At 74.2% G+C, this 15,375-nt stretch carries 14 protein-coding genes; 4 read left to right on the forward strand and 10 right to left on the reverse strand.

Annotated elements, in window-relative coordinates; genetic code table 11:
- Positions 1-86 precede the first annotated feature (86 nt).
- From ACFYVJ_RS26385 to ACFYVJ_RS26400, 4 genes are all read right to left on the reverse strand, one after another.
- Complete coding sequence (locus ACFYVJ_RS26385) at positions 87-1,022, reverse strand: cytochrome c oxidase assembly protein (RefSeq protein ID WP_388896153.1); 936 nt, start codon at positions 1,020-1,022, stop codon at positions 87-89.
- A gap of 108 nt (positions 1,023-1,130) precedes the next feature.
- On the reverse strand, positions 1,131-1,859 hold the full coding sequence (locus ACFYVJ_RS26390) for a type 1 glutamine amidotransferase (RefSeq protein WP_388896156.1): 729 nt from the start codon (positions 1,857-1,859) through the stop codon (positions 1,131-1,133).
- A gap of 28 nt (positions 1,860-1,887) precedes the next feature.
- Positions 1,888-3,126 carry a MurT ligase domain-containing protein gene (locus ACFYVJ_RS26395; protein WP_388896159.1) on the reverse strand — a complete coding sequence of 413 codons (1,239 nt, stop codon included), beginning with the start codon at positions 3,124-3,126 and terminating at the stop codon, positions 1,888-1,890.
- 180 nt (positions 3,127-3,306) lie between these two features.
- Positions 3,307-3,981 (reverse strand): TetR family transcriptional regulator, encoded by a 675-nt coding sequence (locus tag ACFYVJ_RS26400; protein WP_388896161.1) that lies wholly within the window; start codon positions 3,979-3,981, stop codon positions 3,307-3,309.
- Between the two features lie 157 nt (positions 3,982-4,138).
- On the opposite strand from ACFYVJ_RS26400, the gene ACFYVJ_RS26405 reads away from it, so the two are divergent.
- The 3 genes from ACFYVJ_RS26405 to ACFYVJ_RS26415 all read left to right on the forward strand — a co-directional run bounded on the left by ACFYVJ_RS26405 (position 4,139) and on the right by ACFYVJ_RS26415 (position 7,123).
- Positions 4,139-5,365: an acyl-CoA dehydrogenase family protein gene (locus ACFYVJ_RS26405; RefSeq protein ID WP_388896163.1), complete on the forward strand. Its 1,227-nt coding sequence runs from the start codon at positions 4,139-4,141 to the stop codon at positions 5,363-5,365.
- A gap of 87 nt (positions 5,366-5,452) precedes the next feature.
- On the forward strand, positions 5,453-6,160 hold the full coding sequence (locus ACFYVJ_RS26410; protein ID WP_388896166.1) for a lysophospholipid acyltransferase family protein: 708 nt from the start codon (positions 5,453-5,455) through the stop codon (positions 6,158-6,160).
- A 21-nt stretch (positions 6,161-6,181) separates the two neighbouring features.
- On the forward strand, positions 6,182-7,123 hold the full coding sequence (locus ACFYVJ_RS26415; protein ID WP_388896168.1) for a TIGR02452 family protein: 942 nt from the start codon (positions 6,182-6,184) through the stop codon (positions 7,121-7,123).
- A 171-nt stretch (positions 7,124-7,294) separates the two neighbouring features.
- On the opposite strand, the gene ACFYVJ_RS26420 is transcribed toward ACFYVJ_RS26415, so the two are convergent.
- From ACFYVJ_RS26420 to ACFYVJ_RS26445, 6 genes are all read right to left on the reverse strand, one after another.
- Positions 7,295-7,987 carry a response regulator gene (locus ACFYVJ_RS26420; RefSeq protein WP_388896171.1) on the reverse strand — a complete coding sequence of 231 codons (693 nt, stop codon included), beginning with the start codon at positions 7,985-7,987 and terminating at the stop codon, positions 7,295-7,297.
- Positions 7,984-9,279: a sensor histidine kinase gene (locus ACFYVJ_RS26425; protein WP_388896173.1), complete on the reverse strand. Its 1,296-nt coding sequence runs from the start codon at positions 9,277-9,279 to the stop codon at positions 7,984-7,986. The genes ACFYVJ_RS26420 and ACFYVJ_RS26425 overlap by 4 nt, the downstream gene beginning before the upstream one ends.
- 5 nt (positions 9,280-9,284) lie before the next feature.
- Entirely contained in the window at positions 9,285-11,519 is a 2,235-nt protein-coding gene (locus ACFYVJ_RS26430; protein WP_388896176.1) for an MMPL family transporter, read from the reverse strand.
- A 191-nt stretch (positions 11,520-11,710) separates the two neighbouring features.
- The gene (locus ACFYVJ_RS26435; RefSeq protein ID WP_388896179.1) at positions 11,711-12,229 is read right to left on the reverse strand and encodes a cupin domain-containing protein; all 519 of its coding nucleotides are present in this window, start codon (positions 12,227-12,229) and stop codon (positions 11,711-11,713) included.
- Positions 12,230-12,357: 128 nt separating this feature from the next.
- Positions 12,358-13,584, reverse strand: coding sequence for an RNA polymerase sigma factor (locus tag ACFYVJ_RS26440; protein WP_388896182.1), 1,227 nt, complete (start codon positions 13,582-13,584; stop codon positions 12,358-12,360).
- 2 nt (positions 13,585-13,586) lie between these two features.
- Entirely contained in the window at positions 13,587-13,955 is a 369-nt protein-coding gene (locus ACFYVJ_RS26445; RefSeq protein ID WP_388896184.1) for a YciI family protein, read from the reverse strand.
- Positions 13,956-14,146: 191 nt separating this feature from the next.
- Between ACFYVJ_RS26445 and ACFYVJ_RS26450 the strand changes: the two genes are divergently transcribed.
- Entirely contained in the window at positions 14,147-15,358 is a 1,212-nt protein-coding gene (locus ACFYVJ_RS26450) for an MFS transporter (protein ID WP_388896187.1), read from the forward strand.
- The last annotated feature ends 17 nt before the right edge of the window (positions 15,359-15,375 follow it).

The raw sequence follows: 15,375 nt of genomic DNA on the forward strand, positions 1-15,375 counted from the left end.
CCCGCGCGACCGCACGCAACGTCGCCCCCATGGTCCCTCGCCCGGGGCCGGCGCGGTAGTCGGAAGAGCGGCGGGTGTCCGCGCGGCTACTGTTCGCGAGCCTGGAGCGAGGCCAGATAGGCGTTGTACGCCGCCAGCTCCTGGTCCCCGTCGCGGTCCGCGGTGCGGTCGCTGCGCTTGGCGCGGCGCTGCTCGGAGTTGTACCACTGGTAGACCAGCGCGATGAGGACGAGCACCGAGGGGATCTCGCTGAACGCCCAGGCGATGCCGCCCGCGGCCTGCTGGTCGTCCAGGGCGTCGATGCCGAGGGACGCGGGCGGGTTGCTGTAGACGTCCACCATGGGCTCGCTGCCCATCATCAGCGCGATGCCGAAGAAGGCGTGGAACGGCATGCCCGCGAACAGCGTCAGCATCCGCATCACGTGCGTGGGCCGGTTCGGGCCCGGGTCGACGCCCATGATCGGCCAGAAGAAGACCAGGCCCACGGCCAGGAAGTGGATCATCATCCCGACGTGCCCGGCCTTGCTCTCCATGAGCGTGTCGAAGAGCGGCGTGAAGTACAGCGCGTACAGGCTCGCGATGAACAGCGGGATCGTGAACACGGGGTGCGTGATCACCATCAGATAGCGGCTGTGCAGCACCGAGACCACCGCGGAGCGCGCCCGGCCGGTGGGCAGCGCGCGCAGCAGCAGCGTCACGGGGGCGCCGAGGAGCAGCAGGATCGGCGAGAGCATGCTGATCACCATGTGCTGCACCATGTGCACGCTGAACATGACCATGCCGTAGTCGTTCAGGCCCGTGCACATGACGAGGACGATGGTCAGCACGCCGATGGTGAAGGCAGCGGTCCGCCCGACCGGCCAGTCGTCACCGCGGCGGCGCAGCCGGAAGACCCCGTACCCGTAGAGGGCGAGGAGCACGAGGGAGCCGACGAGGAAGACCGGCTCGCCGGTCCACTCCAGCCCGCGCCCCAGGGTGAACGGCGGAAGGTCCAGGTGGCCGCCGTGCCCGCCGTGGTCCATGTCGGTGCCGCTCCTTGTGCCGGTGATGCCCTGACTCAGGCTAGACCCGGCCCTTTCGGCCGCTTCGCCGGGGTACCCCGGCGGGGTGGGCCGGGGTCCGCGGCGGCGTCAGCGGGAGGCGCTGGCGGCGGCGATGCGCTCGTTGCGCAGGGCCTCGTACCAGCGGTCGTCGACCGGCGGCAGGCCCTGGGACTCCAGTGCCAGCCGGATCAGCAGGTCGGCGATCTGCGGGTTGCGGGCGAGCACGGGGCCGTGCATGTACGTGCCGAAGACGTTGCCGTTCCAGGCGCCCTCGGTGCCGTCGCCGGTGCCGTTGCCGTGGCCGAAGCGGACCCGGGCGAGCGGCTTGGCGGTCGGGCCGAGGTGGGTGACGCCCTGGTGGTTCTCGAAGCCGGTGAGCTGGGGCAGGCCGAGCTGCGGGTCGATGTCGCCGAGCACGTCGCCGACGCAGCGGCCGGCCTGGCCGCGGCCGCTGGTGACGTCGAGCAGGCCGAGGCCCGGCTCCTGCCGGTCGAGGTCGTTGATGAACTCGTGGCCGAGGATCTGGTAGCCGGCGCAGACGGAGAAGATGATCGCGCCGTTGCCCGCGGCCCGGTTGAGGCCGCCGTCGCGGCGCAGCCGCTCGGCGGCGAGCCGCTGCGGGCGGTCCTCGCCGCCGCCGACGAGGTAGATGTCGGCGGAGGCGGGCACGGGCTGGTCGGAGCGGACGTCGACGCGCGTGACGTCGTAGCCGCGCTGCCGCGCGCGGCGCTCGACGACGAGGGCGTTGCCCTGGTCGCCGTAGGTGGACAGCAGGTCGGGGTAGACCCAGACGAGGCGCAGGCTGGTGTCGTTCATGCGGTGGCTCCTTGGCGTCTCGTACGGGTCAGTTGCCGACGCGGCGGCGCAGGTCCTGGAACGCGGTGTAGTTGGCGATGACCTCGATCCGGCCGGGCGGCGCGGCGGCGACGGCCTCGTCGACGTGCTCGCAGACGCGGAAGCTCTGGTTCGCCACCTCGAGACGGACGGCGAGGTCGAGCTTGCGGTCGCCGATGACGTACAGCGGGTGTCCGGTCAGCCGGGTGTAGTCGACGTCCCACAGCCAGGAGGTGTCGGTGCCGTCGGCGCCGCGGGCGTTGACGGAGAGCACCACGGGGGTGGGCGGGGGGTCGATGAGGGAGAAGGTCTCCAGCCAGCCGGCCGGGTTCTTCGCCAGCAGCAGCCGCAGGTCGCGGCCGCCGAACTGCACCGTGTCGTACCGCCCGGCGACGGCGGTGACCTCGAACATCCGCTCCAGCGCCGTCTGCGGGTGCACGCCGAAGGCGGCGGCCACGGCGGCGGCGGTGGTGGCGTTGGCCCGGTTGGCCCGGCCGGGGAGCTGGAGGCGGATCGGCCAGGCGGCGCCGTGCGGGTCGAGCACGTGCTCGCCGGAGAGCGCCCAACTGGGTACGGGGCGGCGGAAGCCGCACTCGGCGCACAGCCAGTCCTCGCCGGGGCGCTGGAGCACGCCGCCGCAGGAGGGGCAGGACCAGGCGTCGTCCTTCCACTCCTGGCCGACGGCCACCCAGACGACGTTCGGGCTGGAGGAGGCGGCCCAGACCACGAGGGGGTCGTCGGCGTTGGCGACGACGAGGGCCTTGTTCCCGGCCAGGCCCTCGCGCCAGCGCTCGGCGAGCATGCGGGTCTCGGCGGCGCGGTCGAGCTGGTCGCGGGAGAGGTTGAGCAGGGCGATGGCCTTGGGGGTGACGTCGCGGGCGACGCCGGAGAGGTACTTCTCGTCGACCTCGATGACGCCGTAGCGCGCGTCGGAGCCGCCGGCGAGCGCCGAGGTGATGCCGGCGGGCATGTTGGCGCCGAGGGCGTTGGAGACGACGGGACCGGAGGCGCGCAGGGCCTCGGCGATCAGCCGGGTGGTGGTCGTCTTGCCGTTGGTGGCGGAGACGAGGACGACGTCGAGGTGGCCGGCGAGCCGGCCGAGCAGGTCGGGGTCCAGCCTGAGCGCGACCTTGCCGCCGATCACGGAGCCACTGCCCTTGCCCGCGGCGCGGGACACCGCTGCTGCCGCTTTGCCCGCCGTGACGGCCAGCTTGGACCGTGGCGACAGCGGTTCCGTGTTGCCTGCCATCGTCGTAGCTCCTCCTCGCGTGCCCGTGCGTGGTACGCCGCGGTGCTCCGGTGTCCTTCGTCCGCTGCCCGGCCTGCGGCGCGGCGCGGTAGCGGCCAGCCTACCGAGATCCGCGCCCGGCCCCGAATCGCGGCACGTCGCGGCGCTCGCGGGCGGGTCCCGTAGCGGCCCCGGAGGCCCCTAGAGGCCGGGTCCGCCGGCCTTGTCCGCGGCGGCGGCGAGCCGGCCCCAGAGCAGATCGGCGAGGCTCTGCACCAATTCCGCGCGGGTGCAGGGCCGTTCGTGCAGCCACCAGTCGCCCGCGGCGTGCATCATGCCGACGATGCCGTGGCCCCAGGCGCGGGCGATCACCGCGCCGCCGGGGCCGAAGTCGATGCGGTCGGCTATGACCTGGGCCAGTTCCTCGCCCAGCCGGCGGAGCAGCGGCGCGGAGTGGCGGCCGACCTCGAAGCCGCGCTCGCCCGCCTCGGGGGACGCGGCCGGCCCCGGAACCTCGGCGGCGCCGCCGTCGGCGGGGTGCATGAGGAACCGGTAGACCTGCGGGCGCGCCTCGATGGCCGAGAGGTACGTGTCGAGGGTGGCCTCGACGCGCTCGCGGCGGCCGGTGGGGGCGTCGAGCGCGGCGCGCAGTGCGGCGAGGAGGGCGTCGGTGTGGCGTACGGCGAGCGCGCGGTAGAGGCCGCCCTTGTCGCCGAAGTGGCGGTAGAGGATCGGCTTGGTGATGCCGGCCTCGGCGGCGATCGCGTTCATCGAGGCACCGGGTCCTTCGCGCAGGACCACCCGGTCCGCGGCTTCGAGCAGTTCGCGGCGCCGGTCCTCGGTCGCCTGCTCCCTCTCGCCGCGCCGGTTGTCCATGGAGACCGCTCCCCTGCTGGTCGATGCCCGAATGCCTGCGCAACCTAGCACCCCCGTGGCGGGGCCCCCGCGGGCGTACGGGAGTTGACATCGTCTACTCACGGGTAACAGACTTACGTTACCGACGGTAACGAATTGCGAAGGCTGCGGAGGCGCCATGTCTGAGTTCACGTTCGAGCTCAACGAGGACCAGAGGTCCGTCCAGGAGTGGGTGCACGGCTTCGCCGCCGACGTCATCCGCCCCGCCGCCGCCGAGTGGGACGAGCGCGAGGAGACCCCCTGGCCGGTGATCCAGGAGGCGGCCAAGATCGGCCTGTACTCCCTGGACTTCTACGCCCAGCAGTACTTCGACCCCACCGGGCTGAGCATCCCGATGGTCATGGAAGAGCTGTTCTGGGGCGACGCGGGCATCGCCCTGTCGATCGTCGGTACGGGCCTCGCCGCCGTCGGCGTGCTGGCCAACGGCACCGAGGAGCAGATCGGCACCTGGATCCCGCAGATGTACGGCGACGTCGACAACGTGCGACTGGCCGCCTTCTGCTCCTCCGAGCCGGACGCGGGCTCCGACGTCTCCGCGATGCGCACCCGCGCCGTCTACGACGAGGCCAAGGACGAGTGGGTGCTCAACGGCACCAAGACCTGGGCGACCAACGGCGGCATCGCCGCCGTGCACGTCGTCGTCGCCGTCGTCGACCCGGAGCTGGGCAGCAAGGGGCACGCCTCGTTCATCGTCCCGCCGGGCACGCCGGGGCTTTCGCAGGGCCAGAAGTTCAAGAAGCACGGCATCCGCGCCTCGCACACCGCCGAGGTGGTGCTGGAGGACGTGCGCGTGCCGGGCTCGTGTCTGCTCGGCGGCCGGGAGAAGCTCCAGGAGCGGCTCGCCAGGTCGCGCGAGCGGGCGAAGTCCGGCGGCGAGCGGGTCAAGAACGCCGCGATGGCGACCTTCGAGGCGTCCCGCCCGGCGGTGGGCGCGCAGGCGGTGGGCATCGCGCGCGCGGCGTACGAGACGGCGCTGGAGTACGCCAAGACGCGGGTCCAGTTCGGCCGCCCGATCATCGACAACCAGGGCGTCGCCTTCCAGCTCGCCGACATGCGCACCCACATCGACGCCGCCCGGCTGCTGGTCTGGCGGGCGTCCTGGATGGCCAGCGCGGGCAAGGGGTTCACCTCGGCGGAGGGCTCGATGTCGAAGCTGTACGCGGGCGAGGTGGCCAAGGACGTCACCGCGCGGGCGATGCAGATCCTCGGCGGCAACGGCTTCACCCGCGAGTACCCGGTGGAGCGGATGCACCGCGACGCCGCCATCTACACGATCTTCGAGGGCACGAGCGAGATCCAGCGGCTGGTGATCGCCAGGACCCTGGCCGGCGTCCCGATCCGCTGACTTCGGCCGCCCCTCTCCCCCCGGCGGGCGGCGCGCGGCTACTCTGCGAGCGCACGAGGACCGACCGGGGGGAAAGGCGAGGCCGCGGTGTTCTACCACCTGCTGAAGTACCTGTTCTTCGGGCCGCTGCTGCGGCCGCTGTTCCGGCCGCGGATCGAGGGCCTGGAGCACATACCGGAGGAGGGGGCGGCGATCGTCGCGGGCAACCACCTGTCGTTCGCCGACCACTTCCTCATGCCGGTGATGCTCAAGCGGCGCATCACGTTCCTCGCCAAGGCCGAGTACTTCAACGGCCCCGGCCTCAAGGGGCGGCTGACCGCCGGGTTCTTCCACAGCATCGGGCAGATCCCGGTCGACCGCCGGGGCCGCAAGGCGGCGCAGGCCGCCATCGAAGAGGGCCTGGGCGTGCTGGCCAAGGGCGAGTTGCTGGGCATCTACCCGGAGGGCACGCGCTCGCACGACGGCCGGCTGTACAAGGGCCGGGTCGGAGTGGCGGCGATGGCGCTGCGGGCGGGCGTGCCCGTCATCCCGTGCGCGATGCTCGGCACCCGCGAAGTCCAGCCGCCCGGGCAGAAGATCCCCAGCCTCGGCCGGGTCACCATCCGCTTCGGCGAGCCGCTGGAGTTCTCCCGGTACGAGGGGATGGAGGACCACAAGGCCGTGCTGCGGGCCGTCACCGACGAGATCATGTACGCGATCCTCAGCATGTCGGACCAGGAGTACGTCGACCGCTACGCCCAGGAAGTCAAGGCCGAGCAGGATGCCGCGAAGAAGAACCCGCCGGCCGCGGCCTGAGGCACCCGGCGCGGAAACCCGGTGGTCGCGGCGCGGCCCCGGTGCGTACGGTCCTGGCATGACGAGGACAGCGGACCGCGCCGCCCCGGCGCCCCGCGGCACGGTACGGACCGGCCGCGGCGGTGCCCGGTGAGCGCGCGGCTGCGCGAAGTGGCGCGCGACAACGAGCGGATCCTCGCCGCCGGCGGGTACGAGGCCGCGGGCCGGTGGGTGCCGCTGGGCGAGGCGGCCGCGCGGGCGGCGGACGCCACGCGGTCGTACGGTCCCGGACCGGTCGCCGGCGCCGGGAGCGCCCCCGCGGACGGGCCGCGGGACACGCCCGCGGAGGTCACCGCCGAGACCTCGCTGGCCGCCGCCCGGCGGCTGGCCGGGGACGGGGCCGGCCGCGTCGGCGTGCTCAACTTCTCCTCCGCCCGCAGCCCCGGCGGCGGCTACGTCAACGGCGCCCGCGCGCAGGAGGAGGAGCTGTGCCGGGCCTCCGCGCTCTACCCGGCGCTGCTGCGGGCCCCGGAGTTCTACGCCGCCCACCGCGCCGACCGCAGTCCCTTCTACACCCACCGCGTCATCCACTCCCCCGCCGTCCCGGTCTTCCGCGACGACGCGGGCGCGCTCCTCCCCGAGCCGTACGCCGTGGACTTCCTCACCTCGCCCGCGCCCAACGCGGGCGTCATCGCGCAGCGCATGCCGGAGGAGACGGACCGGATCCCCGCCGCGCTGGCCGGGCGCGCGGAGCGGGTGCTGGAGGTGGCGGCCGTCGCGGGGGTGACGGCGCTCGTGCTGGGCGCGTGGGGCTGCGGGGTGTTCCGCAACGACCCGGCGCAGGTGGCGGCGGCGTTCCGCACCCATCTGGAGCCCGGCGGACGCTTCGCCGGGCGGTTCCCGCGGCTGGTGTTCGCCGTCTGGGACCGGCAGCCGCGGTCGGCCAACAGGGCCGCGTTCGAGGCGGAGTTCGGCGCCGGCTGAAGCGACCGGGCCGTGGTGCACGGGGACCAGGACGGGTGACGGGCTGGTCCGGGGGCACCAGGGGCAACCGGTGACGCCGGACGATGCCCCGCGAGGCGCCGGCCCGCCGCGCCCTCGCGTCCCGCCCATTCGGCGCTGGCGCTGCCGGAGTTCGCCGCCCGGGCGTGACACTCACGCCGGGCGGTCGCCGTCGCCCCCGGGCGTGGCCCGCACCAGGCCCGTGCGGTAGGCGATGACGACGAGCTGGGCCCGGTCGCGGGCCTCCAGCTTCGTCATCGCGCGCTGCACGTGGGCGCGGACGGTGAAGGGGCTGAGGAACATCCGCTCGGCGATCTCCTGGTTGGACAGGCCGGTGGCGACCAGCGCGACCATCTCGCGCTCGCGCGGGGTGAGCACGGCGAGCCGTTCCGGGTGGTGCCGCGGGGCGTCGTCCGGGGTGGCGAGGAAGCGGGCGACCAGCGAGCGGGTCGCGGCGGGCGACAGCAGGGTGTCGCCCGCGGCGATCGTACGGACGGCGTCCACCAGTTCCTCGGCCCCGATCCCCTTGCCGATGAAGCCGCCGGCCCCCGCGCGCAGCGCCTGCGCGACGTACTCGTCGGTCTCGTACGTCGTGAGGATCAGGATGCGGCTGGCGCGGAGCTCCGGATCCGCGGCGATCTCCGACGTGGCGGTGAGGCCGTCGACGCCGGGCATGCGGATGTCCATCACCACGACGTCCGGGCGCAGTTCGCGGGTGAGGTGCACCGCCTCCCTGCCGTCGGCGGCCTCGCCGACCACGGTGATGTCGTCGGCGGTGTCGAGGAGCATCCGGAACGCACCGCGCAGCAGCGCCTGGTCGTCGGCGAGCAGTACCCGTAGCGTCACCACGCTTCTCCCGTCTCTGCCGTCTCTGCCGTCTCTTCTGGGTCGTCTGTCGCGTCGCCCGACTCGTCCCCGCCCGTGCCGCGCGCCGTGTCCCTGGCCGCGGGGAGGGGCAGTTCGGTGGAGACGAGGAAGCCGCCCTCGGGGCGGCTGCCCGCGGTGAGGCGGCCGCCGACCGCGGTGGCGCGCTCGCGCATCCCGATCAGACCGTAGCCGGGCTGGCGTTCGGACGCGGCGGCGTCCGGCGCCGTGCGGGCGCCGCGGCCGTCGTCGGCGACGGTGAGGGTCACGCGGTCGCGGTTCCAGACGAGGCGCACCCGCGCGCTGCCGGTGCCGGCGTGCTTGGTCACGTTGGTCAGGGCCTCCTGGACGATGCGGTACGCGGTGAGGTCCACCCCCGGCGGCAGCGGCCTGGCCGTGCCCTCCTGCTCCAGTGACACCTCCAGACCCGCGCGGCCGAAGGAGTCGAGGAGCGTGGGCAGCCCGGACAGCCCGGGCGCCGGCTCCGCGGGCTCGGCCGCGTCCCCGGACTGACGCAGCAGCCCGACCGTGGCGCGCAGGTCGTCGAGCGCGTCGCTGGTGGTCCTGACGAGTTCGGTGAGGCTCTTGCGGGTCTGCTCGGGGCGGGAGTCGAAGAGGTGGGCCGCGACCGTAGCCTGCGCGTTGGCCAGGGTGATCTGGTGGGCGACGAGGTCGTGCAACTCGCGGGCGATCCGCAGCCGCTCCTCGGCCACCCGGCGGCGCGCCTCGCTCTCCCGGCTCTTCTCCGCCCGCCTGGCCCGCTCCTCCACGGCCGCCAGATAGGCCCGCCGGTTGTGCGCCGAGCGCCCGAGCACGCCGGCCACCATCGGGAACGCCGCCACCGAACCCATGCGGCTCGCGTCCTGCCAGGACAGGTCCTCGAACCAGGGGGTGGCGGCGAGCAGCAGCGCGGCGGACGCGAGCGACACCACGGCCGCGGCACGCCGTTCGGTACGGGCGTGGAGCGCGTAGGCGTAGGCGGCGATCACGGCGGGGGCCATGATCGGCGGGCTCAGCAGGAGGCCCAGCGGCGGCACCAGCAGCCCGGCCGCGGTGGTGGCCGCCAGGACGGCCGCCGGCGCCCGGTGCCGTACGGGCAGCGCGGCACAGGACGCCACGGCGATGAGGTAGGCGGCGGCGGGCGGCGCGGTCAGCGTGTCGTCGACCTGGACCACGCCGCCGAGCAGGCAGAGCGTGAACGCCGTCGCCGTGACCGCCGCCTCCCGCCACCACGCGCGGCGCGGTCGGCGGCCGCCGTCGCCCGGGTTCGTCATGCCGGTCAGTACCGGCCTGCGGGAAGCCGCGGCACCGACCCGCTCACGGGGGCGGGGGCCCGCCTGCTCAGCGCCTCGCCCTCGATGTCCACGTTCGGCAGCACACGGTTCAGGATACGAGGCAGCCACCAGGCCCGGTGGCCGAGCAGCGCGAGGACCGCGGGCACGATCGCCATCCGGACCACGAAGGCGTCGAAGGCGACGGCGGCGGCCAGGCCCACGCCCATCGTCTGGATGGTCGGGCTGCTCATCCCGACGAACCCGGCGAACACGCTGATCATGATGATCGCCGCCGCGGCCACCACCCGGCCGCTGTGCCGGAACCCGTGGACGATCGCCTCGCCGGGCGAGGCGCCGTGGACGTAGGTCTCCCGCATCCGGGTGAGGAGGAAGACCTCGTAGTCCATGGCGAGGCCGAAGACGATGCCGATGATGAGGATCGGCATCAGCGACATGACGGGCCCGGTCTGCTCGATGCCGAGCAGGTCCGCTCCCCAGCCCCACTGGAAGACGGCGACGAGGACGCCGAAGGCGGCGCCGACCGACAGCAGGAAGCCGAGGGCGGCCTTGAGCGGCACCAGGATCGAGCGGAAGACCACCGTCAGCAGCAGCACCGCCAGGCCGATGACCACGGTCAGATACGGCAGCAGCGCGTCCGACATGGCCGCCGAGATGTCGATGTTCATCGCGGTGGTACCGGTGACCAGGACGTCCGCGCCCGTGTCGGCCTCGACGCCTGCGGCCTGGTCCCGGATCGAGTTCACCAGGTCCTTGGTCTCGCCGCTGTTCGGCGCGGTCTCCGGGACGGCGGTGAAGAGGGCCGTCTCCCCGGCCTCGTCGAGTACCGGGGCGCCGACCGACGCGACGCCGTCGAGGTCCCGTACGGTCTCGGCGACCCGCTCGGTGGCGGCCTCGGTGTCCGCGGCCGCCGAGGTGTCGACGACCACGGTCAACGGGCCGTTGAAGCCGGGTCCGAAGCCCTCAGACAGCAGGTCGTAGGCGCGCCGCTGGGTGGTCTCGACCGACTTCGACTCGTCTCCCGGCAGCCCGAGTTCGAGGCCCAGCGCCGGTACGGCGACGGCGCCGAGGCCGAGTCCCGCGACCAGCAGCACGGCCACCGGCCGCCGCAGCACGAAGCGCGCCCAGCGGACCCCGAGACCGGGCCGGCCGGAGGTGGCGGGCACCGCGTGCGGGCGCTCGCCGGCCCGCCGGGCGGCCTTGCGGGCGGCCCGGGACAGCACCCGCCGGCCGGCGAAGCCGAGCATCGCGGGCACCAGGGTGAGCGCGACGAGCACGGCGAGCGCCACGGCGCCCGCGCCGCCCATGCCCATCTTGGTGAGTTCGGGGATCCCGACGACGCCGAGTCCGACGAGGGCGATGCAGACCGTCGCGCCGGCGAAGACCACGGCGGACCCGGCCGTGCCCACCGCCCGGCCGGCGGCCTCCTCGGGCTCGCTGCCGCGGGCGAGTTCGTCGCGGAACCGGGAGGTGATGAAGAGCGCGTAGTCGATGCCGACCGCCAGCCCCAGCATCAGCGCCAGGATGGCGACGGTGGACGTCAGGCCCAGCGGCACGGCCAGCGCGGAGACCAGCCCGAAGGCGATGGCCACCCCCGCGAAGGCGGTCAGCAGGGACAGCCCGGCGGCGACCAGCGACCCGAGGGCGAGGACCAGCACCACCGCGGCCACCGCCACGCCGACGATCTCCGTCGTCCCGCCCGGCTCCTCCTCCGCGTCCAGCGCGGAACCGCCGATCTCCACGGTCAGCCCGGCGTCCCCGGCCTGGTCCGCGGCATCCTCAAGGGCGCTCTTCGTCGGCCCGGTCAGGTCCACGGCGTCCGCGGTGTAGGTGATCGTGGAGTAGGCGATGGTGCCGTCCTCGCTGACGTCACCGGCCTCGTAGGGGTCGGTGGCAGAGGCGACCTGACCGCCGCCCGCCAGCGAGTCGAGCGCGTCCGCGACGGCCGCCTTGTGCTCCTGCGCCGTCACCCGCTGCCCCTCCGGCGCCTGGAACACCAGGCGGGCCTCGGCGCCCTGCGCGTTGCTCTCGGGGAAGCGGTCGTCGAGCAGGTCGAACGCCTTCTGCGACTCGGTGCCGGGCATGGAGAGGTCCTCTTCCTCCCCCGCCGGCGCCGCCGCGGCTGCGACCCCGGCCAGTACCAGGGCGACCAGCCAGGTGCCGCCGACGAGCCGGCGCCGCCGGAACGCCCACCGCCCGATCCGGTACAGAAAAGTGGCCACTTCTCGATCACTCCAGACACCCGTAGGGAGGGGAACGCGCGGGGATCCCGCGCCCTGTCCACACTCCCGTCCGCGGCCCGCCGGGGCATCGTCTGCCGTGGCCGTTCCCTTCTGGTGCGCCCGGACCAGACGGCGGCGTCACCTGGTGCCCGCGCACCACGGACCGCGCCCGGACCGGGGCCACCCGCCGGTTACTCCCCGTCGTCCCCGAAGTCCTCCACGAAGAAGCTGTCGTGCCGGATACGGAACTGCTTCAGCTCCTCGCCGCCGCGCCGCGACATCTCCGCGACCCGCTCGAAGTACTCCTCGCGCGGCGCGCCCGGGGAGAAGAGCATGAGCACGCGGACGGGGTCGTCGGTGGCGTTCCTGAAGGCGTGCAGCCCGCCGACGGGCACGTACAGGAAGTCCCCGCCGCGCCCCGTCACCCATCTGTCGCCGTCGTACAGCTCCAGCTCGCCGGAGACCACGTAGAAGGACTCCGACATGGCCTTGTGGAAGTGCGTCTTCGCCCCGGGCGAGCGCGGGCCGAGCTGCACGTCGTAAAGACCGAACTCACCGCCCGTCGACTCCTCGGTGGCGAGGTAGCGGGTGAAGCCGCCGGGCGAGGTCAGGTCCGGCGGGCTGCCGGCCGGCCGGAACGTGGCGTTCACCTCGCCTCTCTCACCGTGGTAGCGGGGCTCGGGGTAGACGAGGTCTTCGGGGTACGACATGGGTGCGCTCCTTCCGGCGGGTCCTCCGGCATCGTTTCCCGGCCGCCGCCCGCGCGGCATCGGGCAACCGGATGATCTTCGCCGGCGCCTGGCCGAGGCCCGCGGACCTACGCCGCGGGCGCGGCACGTCAGCTCTGATCCGCAGCGAGCCGGTCGGCGCGGCGGGTCAGGTAGTCGCGCTCGGGCAGGCTCGCGGTGCGCTGAGCCGCCTCGCGGTAGGCGCGGACGGCGGCCCGTGGCTGGCCGGAGTCCTCCAGCAGGTGGGCGCGTACGGCGAACCACCGGTGATGACCGCCCGACTCGCCTGCCAGTGCCTCGCAGGCGGCCAGGCCGGCCCGGGGGCCCGCGACCATGGCGAGGGCGACCACGCGGCCGAGCCGCGCCATCGGGCCGGGGTCGAGCCGCTCCAGGAGGTCGTAGAGCCCGAGGATCTGCGGCCAGTCGGTGTCCTGCGCGAGCCGTGCCTCGTCGTGGACGGCGGCGATCGCCGCCTGGAGCCGGTACGGCCCGATCGGCGGGTGCGGCAGGACGTCGGTGAGGATCGCGGTGCCCTCGTCGATCAGCTCGCGCCGCCACAGCCCGCGGTCCTGGTCAACCAGGGCCACCAGCCTGCCGTCGGAGTCGAGCCGCGCCGGGCGGCGGGCGTCGGTGAGCAGCATCAGGGCGAGGAGCCCCCCGAGTTCGGCCTGTTCCGGCAGGCTCTCCCTGAGCTGGCGGGTCAGCCTGATCGCCTCGCCGGAGAGCTCCACCCGCGCCAGCTCCGCCCCGGTGGCGGCCGAGTAGCCCTCGTTGAAGATCAGGTAGAGCACCCGCAGCACGCTCGGCAGCCGCGCCGACCTGGTCGCGGCGTCGAGGACCCCGAACCCGCCGCCCGCCGCCGCGACCGCCCGCTTGGCGCGGGAGACGCGCCGCGTCATCGTGTCGGCCGGCACCAGGAACGCCGCGGCGATCTCGGCGGTGGTCAGCCCGCCGACCGCCCGCAGGGTCAGCGCGACCTGGGAGGCGGGCGACAGATCGGGATGGCAGCACAGGAAGAGGAGGTCGGCGGTGTCGTCCGCGGCGTACTCCACCGGAGCGGTCAGCCGCGCCTGGGCCTCTGCGGTCCGTAGCTCCCGTCTACGGCGGGCGGCCTCCGAGCGCCACATGTCCGTCAGCCGGCGGCTCGCGACCGTGACCAGCCAGGCGCGGGGGTCGGCCGGCACGCCCTCGGCCCGCCATTGCTGCGCGGCCGCCAGCATCGCCTCGCTGACCGCGTCCTCGGCCCGGTCGAAGTCGCCGGTACGCCGGGTGAGCGCGCCCAGCACCTGCGGGAGCAGCTCCCGCAGGTGCGCCTCCAGCCGGGCGTCGGTCACCACGGCTACAGTTCGCCGGCCGGGCCGCCGGGGCCGAGCAGCGGCCTGACCTCGACGCCCCAGTGCCGGGCGTCGGGGAACCTGGCGGCGATCTCCACGGCGCGGTCCATGGACTCGCAGTCGACGAGCCAGTACCCGGCCATGTGCTCCTTGAGTTCGAGGTAGGGACCGTCCGTGGCGAGCGTCCGCCCGTCCCGCACCCGGACCGCCCGGCCGGCCGGCGGTCCCGCCAGCGGATCTCCGGCCAGCCACTCGCCGGACGCCGTGCAGTCCGCAAGCAACTGCTCGTACTCCGCGCCCATCCGCGCGTGCTCGCTCTCGCTCAGCGCCTCCCACTCCTCGGTCGAGGCGTAGATCATCAGCAGGTACTTCACGGTGTGCTCCTCGTCGTCGGGCGGGACCCCTCGTCCCGCCGCTCGCCCCCTGGTCGAAGCCACCGCGCCGGACCGGACACGCCGCCTCCCACCGATTCCTACCAGGCACCCGTGTCCGGTTCCCGGATCCGCCGCCGACCACGGCGCAGCCCGGCGGCGCACCCGGTGCCGCCACGCCCGAAGGAGGACTCGTGAGTACCCAGGCAGACGCCCGCGGCACGACGGGGTCGAACCCCGTGCTCGGCACGCTGTTCCTCGGCATGTTCGTCATGGGCGGCGCGGAGCTGCTGGTGGTCGGCGTACTCGACGTCATGGCGCGCGACCTCGGTGTCGCGGTCTCGTCGGCGGGGGCGCTGGTCACGACGTACGCGCTCGGCCTCGCCTTCGGCGGGCCGCTCCTGACCGCGCTGACGATGCGGCTGGACAAGCGCACCGTCCTGGCCGGCGCGCTCGTCCTGTTCGTCCTGGGCACCGTGGTCGCGGTGACCACGACCAGCTTCGGCCTGCTGCTCGCGTGCCGGGCCCTGACCGGTGCGGCGGCCGGGCTCTACGACGCCACCGCGTTCGCGGTGGCCCTCGCGAGCGTCCCGCCGGAGCGGGCAGGACGCGCGATCGCGGTGGTCATCTCCGGTGTCTCCGTGTCGGCCGCCCTCGGCGTGCCGCTGGGCACCGTCGTGGGCAACCTGCTCGGGTGGCGCGGCACGTTCGCGGCCGTGATCGTGCTCGCCTGCGCCGCCCTGGCAGCGGCCATGACGCTGGTCCCGTCCGTGCCGGCGGCGGAGGGGAGCGCTGCCTCCCAGGCCAGGCACGCGTTCGCGCCGCGGGTCCTGGCCGTGCTGGGCCTGTGCTTCCTGGTGTTCGCGTCCACCTACGCCGCGCTGACCTACATCGTGCCGTTCCTCGCGGAGACGACCGGCGTCTCCGGCGCGGCGGCCGGGGCGTTCCTGCTGGCGTACGGCGCCGCCACGGCCATCGGCTCCTTCGGGGGCGGCCGGTTCGCGGACCGGAACGCCGGGGGAACGCTGGTGGCCGGAACCGCGGGCTGTGCCCTCACCCTGCTGGCCCTCTGCGTCCTCGGGGCGAACCCGGTCGTCGTGGCCGTGGCGATGCTGGCCTGGGGCCTCTGCGTCTTCGGCATGGCGCCTGCACTGCAGTACCGCGTCGTGAGCCTGGCGGGGCCAGGCGGCGGTCTCGCGCAGTCGCTGCCGGCGTCCGCGATCAACACCGGCGTCGCCGCCGGCTCGTTCGCGGGCGGCGCGGCGATCGACCGGTTCTCGGTCCAGGCGGCGTTCCTGACCGCGCTGGGCATCGCCGTGGCGGCCTTCGCGGTGGCCGCGGCCACCCGCCGCCTCGCCCCGTCCCCGGCCGGAGAACCCATGCCGGCCTCGCAGCAGGTGGGTTGACGCGTGCGATCCCCCGG

Source organism: Streptomyces sp. NPDC004134 (assembly GCF_042874195.1).
Classification (GTDB): Bacteria; Actinomycetota; Actinomycetes; order Streptomycetales; family Streptomycetaceae; genus Streptomyces.